Here is a 6,765-nt window from a genome sequence, read left to right on the forward strand (position 1 = left end):
CGGCAGCAGATTCTCGTTCCCGAAGGAGCCGCCCGGCGGCGTCGCGCCGCGCGGTTTGCCGCGGTTACCCATGGGCACCGTCCGCGGCGGGTACGCGCGCGTAGGCCCCGGGTCGGACGAGTCGGGTCCAGTGCCCGGCGGGCCAGACGATCCAATCGGCTCGTCCGATGACGTCACCAACGGGAATCATGCCTCCGCCCGGGTCGCCCAGGTGATCCCGGGAGTCGCTTGAGTCGCTGCGGTGGTCACCGAGGACGAAGAGCGTGCCGGAGGGCACGACCACGTCGAACGGCACGCTGGACGGAGTGTCCCCGGGGTACAGGAACGCCGTCTCGTCGACCGACCGCCCGTTCACCTGGAGCCTCCCCTTCTCGTCGCAGCAGACCACGTGGTCTCCCCCCACACCCACAACGCGCTTGATGTAGTCGGCGTCCCCGAAATAGCCGGTTCCGTCGAACACGACGATGTCGCCGCGCCGCGGATGAGCACCAAAACGGTACGCCAACTTATTTACGAGAACGCGGTCGCCGATCCTCAATCCGGATTCCATGGATCCGCTAGGAATTTGGAATGGCTGCAGCAAGAAGGTGTTGAGCAGCAGCAGAAACACCAGACAGACCAGGGCAGTCAGGGTGATCCGGCCGCCGGGCAGCCACTCGGCGACACGCGACACCAACGCGAAACGCGACCGCCCCTCCGGTCCTTCGGTGTCCGAGGTGTCCTCGGAGTCGGAAGGGCGGGAGGAGCGGTCGCGCTCCGTCGGCTGTGCTTCGGTGTCCATCGGAGCCAGATGTTATCCGGCCCCGATATGAACCCCGTATCAAGCTCAGTTGTCGCGCTTCTCCTTGATCTTCGCGGCCTTGCCGCGCAGGTCACGGAGGTAGTACAGCTTCGCGCGACGGACGTCACCACGGGTCACGAGCTCGATCTTCTCGACGATCGGGGTGTGCACCGGGAAGGTGCGCTCCACGCCGACGGAGAACGAGACCTTGCGGACCGTGAAGGTCTCGCGGACACCGGCGCCCTGGCGACGGATGACTACGCCCTTGAACTGCTGCACACGGGAGCGGTTGCCCTCGATGACGCGGACGTGGACGTTGACGGTGTCACCCGGGCGGAAGGCCGGGATGTCGGTGCGCAGCGAGGCGCCGTCGACGATGTCGAGCAGGTGGGACATTTCGTCTGCTTTCTTCATCGATGCCACAGGTCACCGACGGGAGTTAGGTGAGGTGAAGGATGCTGTCCGTGTCGGGGCGGGCGTCATGTCCCCCTGTGGCAGGGGCGCACGCCGGACGACGCACAACAGCGACCTATTCTTCCACGCCGTCCGGCCTGCGCCAAAATCGGCCGTACGGCTCCCCCGCCGGGTCCGGTGCCCAGCCCAGGATCGAGAGCATCTCGCGGTCCTTCTTGTCGAAGGCCTTGGGCTCGCAGCGCTCGATCAGGTCGGGCCGGTGGGCGGCTGTGCGCTTCAGCGCCTCGTCGCGCCGCCAGCGGGCGATCTTCCCGTGGTGGCCGCTGAGCAGCACGTCCGGGATCTCCCGGCCGCGCCAGGCGGGCGGCTTGGTGTAGATCGGCCCCTCCAGGAGGTTGGCCATGGCCCCGGGCGCGAAGGAGTCGTCGCGGTGGGACTCGGCGTTGCCCAGGACCCCTGGCAGGAGCCGCGCCACGGCCTCCGTGACGACCAGGACGGCCGCCTCGCCGCCGGCGAGTACGTAGTCGCCGATGGATACCTCGTAGACGGGCATGCGGGTCGCGTACTCGTCGATGACCCGCCGGTCGATGCCTTCGTAGCGGGCGGGCGTGAAGACCAGCCAGGGGCGCTCGGAGAGCTCCACGGCGAGTTCCTGGGTGAAGGGCCGGCCGCTGGGCGTGGGCACGATGAGCGCGGGCGCGCCGGAGCCCGTCTCGTAGCCGTCGGCCAGGACGGTGTCCAGGGCGTCGCCCCAGGGCTCGGTCTTCATGACCATGCCGGGGCCGCCGCCGTAGGGAGTGTCGTCGACCGTGTTGTGGCGGTCGTACGTCCAGGAGCGCAGATCATGCACGTGCACATTCAGCTGTCCACGCGCGCGTGCCTTGCCGACGAGGGAGACGTTCAGCGGTTCGAGGTACTCGGGGAAGATCGTGACGACGTCGAGCCGCATTACGCCTCCTCCCGGGAGGAGGCGATCTCCGCCTGGTCGTCGATCAGGCCGGGCGGCGGGTCGATGACCGCGCGCTGCTCCTCCAGGTCGATCTCGATGACGATCGACTCGACGAACGGGATCATCACCTCGCTGCCGTCGGGCCGCTCGACGATGAAGAGGTCCTGGGAGGGCAGGTGCGAGATCTCGGTGATCCGGCCGACCTCGGTGCCGTCCTTGGTGACGACGTCCAGGTCCATCAGCTGGTGGTCGTAGTACTCGTCCTCCTCCTCCGGCAGCTCCTCCGGGTCGATCTCGGCGATCAGGAGGGTGTTGCGCAGGGCCTCGGCGCCGGTGCGGTCGCTGACACCCTCGAAGCGCAGGAGGAGACGGCCGCTGTGGACCCGGCCGGTCTCGATGGTCAGGGGGCCGGTGGCGGCGGGTTCGGTGGCCAGGACGGCTCCGGGGGCGAGCCTGAGTTCCGGCTCGTCGGTGCGTACCTCGACGGTGACCTCGCCCTTGATGCCGTGGGCGCGGCCGATACGAGCGACTACCAGCTGCACTGTGCTTGATCTCCTGTAGTACGACGACGGGCCGGGGACGGCCCGCAGGCCCTCCCCGGCCCGAGCCGGTTTGCGATAGACGTCAGTGGATGTGATCCACGAACGTCAGCGGACGTGGTCCACGTCGACGAGGTCGACGCGGACGCCTCGGCCGCCGATGGCGCCCACGACGGTGCGCAGAGCGCGAGCGGTGCGGCCGTTGCGACCGATCACCTTGCCGAGGTCGTCGGGGTGCACCCGGACCTCCAGCACGCGCCCGCGACGCAGGTCGCGCGAGGCGACCTGCACATCGTCAGGGTTGTCGACGATGCCCTTCACGAGGTGCTCAAGAGCCTCCTCGAGCATGCTCAGGCCTCGGACGACTCGGACTCGGCCGCAGCCTCGTCCTTCTTGTCAGCCTTCTTCTTCTGGGTGATGGCCTCACCCTTGCTCGCGTCGTCGCCACCGAGGGCGTCGAACACGGGACGCGCGGCCTTCGGCGCGGCCACGAGCAGCGGAGCCGGGGCCGGCAGGCCCTTGAACTTCTGCCAGTCGCCGGTGAGCTTCAGGATGGCGAGGACGGGCTCGGTCGGCTGCGCGCCGACACCCAGCCAGTACTGCGCGCGGTCCGTGTCGACCTCGATGCGCGAGGGGTTCTGCACCGGGTGGTACAGACCGATCTCCTCGATGGCCCGGCCATCACGGCGGGTACGGGAGTCGGCGACGACGATGCGGTAGTGAGGCGAACGGATCTTGCCCAGACGCTTCAGCTTGATCTTGACTGCCACGGGAGTGGGTTCTCCTGGTTTTGACGTGGTTGGGCACGGCGAGATTGCCGCGTGGGGTTGCGGTACCCGAGTGCCCGATGGACGCGTCAGCCGGAGGCGAGAGGGTTCCTGTGCGGCTGTCGAGTACAGCTAGCCATTGTGCCACACCCTGGCGGTTCGCCCGACCGGGGAGCATGCCCCCGCACGCCCCGGCCCATGCGGAAGCGACACCCGGCGCCGGGAGGTGACCGGCGCGGGTGTGCGCAACCCGGCCCTGCGGGGTGCGGCTGCCACGAGCAGCCGCGCCCTCAGGCCGCGCCCACGACCTCCGGAATGCGGAAGGGCTTGCCGCAGCCCCCGCACACGATCGGCGCCTGGGCCAGCACCGACGGGACGACCCGTACGTTACGACCGCAGTCGCACACCGCCTTGACGCGGACGCCCCCGCCGGACGAGCCGTGCCGGGCGGCCGGGCCGCGGAAGGTGCGGGACGTGTCGGCGGAGGTGGCGACGGTGTGCGCCTTCAGCGCGCGCTGGAGACGCTCCATCGTCGGCCGGTAGCGCCGCTTGGCCTCGGGGTTGAGCTGGACCAGCGAGAAACCGCTGCTGGGATGCGGTTCGTCGGGGTGGTCCAGGCCCAGCTCCTCGGCGATCGCAAGGAATCTGCGGTTGTGGTAGCGGCCGGCACGGGACGTGTCGCGCACGCCGCGCGAGGCGGCGATGCCATGGACTGCCTCATGGAGCAGTCGCTCGAAGGAGAGTTCGTGTCCGCAGGCGGACGACGACTCTCCGATCAGGGACTCGGGCGCGGCCAGATCGGGCAGTTCGGGGTGGTACCGCTGAATGTCGGCCCACGCCTCTGCCAGCTCTGCGGCGAGAACAGGTGGTGTCTGTGTCGTGCTCACGTAATGACAACGAGCCGGAGTGCCCCTGTGTTCCGATTCCGGGGCATCCCAAATAATTTGCACGTACCCGTCAGTTGCCGCTGATGCGTCCTGACGAGGGCGGGTGCGCTGATCTGCGGAGAAGCCTCACAGCTCATACCAAGCTGGTGCGTAGTCCTACGTACGACCCGGCGCGTAGACGGTGTCCGCGCGCCGGGGGAGCTGTTGTCCGCCGTTGCGCAAGAGGCCTTTCGGTCGCTCTGCCGCCGGAGGCCGCCGCTTCAGTAGGCGCGCGCGACGACCGCGACGTTACCCGGTGCCTTGTCGGCGTCCGGTACCGACCCGTCCTCGGCGACCAGACACCGTACGGTGACGGCGTGCTCGGCCAGCTCGGCCTCGCCCTCCTCGCCGAGTGCCGCCCACGGGATGCGCGCCCAGCCGCCGGCGGTGGCGGCCTCGACGGCCTCCCCGATCGTCGACACCTCGGAGGTGCGGGACTCGCGCCGCTCGCGGGACTGCTTCAGCAGCAGCGCCTGGTCCTCCTCAAGGATGACGGGAAGCAGCTCTACGAGGGAGTCGATCGCCACCGGCTCCTTGCCTCCCGGGATCCGGCGGGCCAGCATCGCGGTGCCGTTCTCCAGGTCACGGGGCCCGACCTCGATCCGTACGGGTACGCCCTTGAGCTCCCAGTCGACGGCCCGACGCCCGAAGGGGACGTCCGTGCGGTCGTCGACGCGGACGCGGACGCCCGCCGCCTTCAGCCGGGCCCCGAGCTCGCGGACCTTGGCCAGAACCGCCTCGTCGCCCTTGATCGCGAGAACGACGACCTGGATGTGCGCCAGCCGCGGCGGCACCCGGAGTCCGTCGTCGTCGCCGTGCATCATCACCAGGGCGCCGATCATGCGGGTGGTGGAGCCCCAGGAGGTCTGCCAGACCAGTTCCTGCTTGCCCTCCTTGGACAGGTACTGGGTGTTGAAGGCCTTGGCGAAGTTCTGGCCCAGCTCGTGACTGGTCGCCATCTGCAGCGCCTTGCCGTCGCCCATCATCCCTTCGAGGGTGAGGGTGTTGATCGCGCCCGCGAACCGCTCCTTGACCGTCTTGCGGCCCGGTACGACGTCCATCGCGAGGACGTTGACCATGAAGTCCTCGTACACCTGGCGGTGGATGTGCGCGGCGAAGTCGCGCGCCTCCTCGTAGGTCGCGTGCGCCGTGTGGCCCTCCTGCCAGAGGAACTCGCTCGTACGGAGGAAGAGGCGGGGGCGCAGCTCCCAACGGACCACGTTCGCCCACTGGTTGATCAGCAGGGGCAGGTCGCGGTAGCTCTGCACCCACTTCGAGAAGTACTCGTTGATGATCATCTCGGAGGTGGGCCGGACGACCGCGGGCTCCTCCAACTCCTTGCCGCCGCCGTGCGTGACCACGGCCAGCTCGGGCGCGAAGCCCTCGACGTGGTCGGCCTCGCGGGCGAGGTAGGACTGCGGGATCAGCAGCGGGAAGTAGGCGTTCTCGGTACCCGTCTCCTTGATCCGGGCGTCCATCTCGGCCTGCATCCGCTCCCAAATGCCGTACCCGTACGGTCGGATGACCATGGAGCCGCGCACCGGGCCGTTGTCGGCCAGCTCGGCCTTGCTGATCAGATCCTGGTACCAGCGGGGGAAATCGTCCGCCCGCGGCGTGAGTACGGGTGCCTTGGCCATGGCGAGATCGTACGGGCCCACGTTGCCGTCATGTGAATTCTCGCCACTCCCACAGAGAAGCCACAAGCCGGGCCCCACAAACCCTGGACGCGGTAGCGAGCGCGGAGTTTGCTGGCATACGGGGGAAGTGCGAGCGCACATCACGGGGGCCTCGGAAACGGGCACGGCCACAACTCTCGGCGGATTGGGGCGCTTTCGATGACACCTACGCTCGTGCGGCACTACCTGCCTCATGCGGGGCCCGCGCCCCGTGTGGACCTGGGTGCACGCGCGCGTGACTGGTCCGAGATCCAGGAGCGGATGCTGGTACCGCTCCACGAAGCCGTCTACGAGCGACTCGAAGTGGGGCCCGGCACCCGGCTGCTCGGCCTCGGCTGCGGTTCCGGGCTCGCCCTGCTGATGGCGGCCTCCAGAGGCGCTGCGGTGACCGGTGTCGAGTCCTCCTCCCCCGAACGGCTGGCCCTCGCCCGGGAGCGCCTGCTGCCGGACGCCTGGTCACCACGCGCGCGTGCGCGCACCCGGCTCGTCTACGGATCACCAAGGGACGCGGCCGACGCGGAGACGCCCGCGTACACCCTGGTGACCGCCTTCGAGCCCATCGGGTGTCTCGCGGGCGACGCGGAGGGACTCGGCGAACTGCTCGCGTCCGCCACGCCGTTGACGGAGCGGGGGACACCCGTGGTGCTGGCGGGCTGGGGTCCGCCGGAGCGCTGCGCGACCTCGTCCGTGCTGCGGGTGAGATCGGAAGAGCG

General features: G+C 69.2%; 8 protein-coding genes and 1 pseudogene. 1 reads left to right on the top strand and 8 read right to left on the bottom strand.

Going from position 1 to position 6,765, the window contains the following annotated elements; genetic code table 11:
• Nucleotides 1-64: 64 nt before the first annotated feature.
• The 8 genes from lepB to proS form a co-directional block, all read right to left on the bottom strand.
• A complete protein-coding gene (gene lepB, locus R6V09_RS42190; RefSeq protein WP_317886783.1) occupies nucleotides 65-781 on the bottom strand; it encodes a signal peptidase I in 717 nt (238 codons plus the stop codon).
• Between the two features lie 45 nt (nucleotides 782-826).
• Nucleotides 827-1,177: a 50S ribosomal protein L19 gene (gene rplS / locus R6V09_RS42195; protein ID WP_019058701.1), complete on the bottom strand. Its 351-nt coding sequence runs from the start codon at nucleotides 1,175-1,177 to the stop codon at nucleotides 827-829.
• Between the two features lie 133 nt (nucleotides 1,178-1,310).
• Nucleotides 1,311-2,144 carry a tRNA (guanosine(37)-N1)-methyltransferase TrmD gene (trmD, locus tag R6V09_RS42200; RefSeq protein ID WP_317886784.1) on the bottom strand — a complete coding sequence of 278 codons (834 nt, stop codon included), beginning with the start codon at nucleotides 2,142-2,144 and terminating at the stop codon, nucleotides 1,311-1,313.
• Nucleotides 2,144-2,686 (bottom strand): ribosome maturation factor RimM, encoded by a 543-nt coding sequence (gene rimM, locus R6V09_RS42205; protein ID WP_317886785.1) that lies wholly within the window; start codon nucleotides 2,684-2,686, stop codon nucleotides 2,144-2,146. Before rimM ends, trmD begins: the two co-directional genes overlap by 1 nt.
• A 105-nt stretch (nucleotides 2,687-2,791) precedes the next feature.
• On the bottom strand, nucleotides 2,792-3,031 hold the full coding sequence (locus tag R6V09_RS42210) for an RNA-binding protein (protein ID WP_005479813.1): 240 nt from the start codon (nucleotides 3,029-3,031) through the stop codon (nucleotides 2,792-2,794).
• A 2-nt stretch (nucleotides 3,032-3,033) separates the two neighbouring features.
• Nucleotides 3,034-3,453, bottom strand: coding sequence for a 30S ribosomal protein S16 (gene rpsP, locus R6V09_RS42215; protein ID WP_317886786.1), 420 nt, complete (start codon nucleotides 3,451-3,453; stop codon nucleotides 3,034-3,036).
• 287 nt (nucleotides 3,454-3,740) lie between these two features.
• Entirely contained in the window at nucleotides 3,741-4,337 is a 597-nt protein-coding gene (locus tag R6V09_RS42220; RefSeq protein ID WP_317886787.1) for a hypothetical protein, read from the bottom strand.
• 260 nt (nucleotides 4,338-4,597) lie between these two features.
• A complete protein-coding gene (gene proS, locus R6V09_RS42225) occupies nucleotides 4,598-6,013 on the bottom strand; it encodes a proline--tRNA ligase (protein ID WP_317886788.1) in 1,416 nt (471 codons plus the stop codon).
• A 198-nt stretch (nucleotides 6,014-6,211) separates the two neighbouring features.
• Between proS and R6V09_RS42230 the strand changes: the two are divergent.
• Nucleotides 6,212-6,765, top strand: a pseudogene (locus R6V09_RS42230) (SAM-dependent methyltransferase); the annotation flags it as partial.

The sequence above is a fragment of the Streptomyces sp. W16 genome (assembly GCF_033194735.1).
Taxonomy (GTDB): Bacteria; Actinomycetota; Actinomycetes; order Streptomycetales; family Streptomycetaceae; genus Streptomyces.

Bases quoted from the DNA above. Each gene is read 5' to 3' on its own strand.
- lepB (WP_317886783.1), bottom strand. From the start codon at position 781: ATGGACACCGAAGCACAGCCGACGGAGCGCGACCGCTCCTCCCGCCCT.
- rplS (WP_019058701.1), bottom strand. From the start codon at position 1,177: ATGTCCCACCTGCTCGACATCGTCGACGGCGCCTCGCTGCGCACCGAC.
- trmD (WP_317886784.1), bottom strand. From the start codon at position 2,144: ATGCGGCTCGACGTCGTCACGATCTTCCCCGAGTACCTCGAACCGCTG.
- R6V09_RS42210 (WP_005479813.1), bottom strand. From the start codon at position 3,031: ATGCTCGAGGAGGCTCTTGAGCACCTCGTGAAGGGCATCGTCGACAAC.
- proS (WP_317886788.1), bottom strand. From the start codon at position 6,013: ATGGCCAAGGCACCCGTACTCACGCCGCGGGCGGACGATTTCCCCCGC.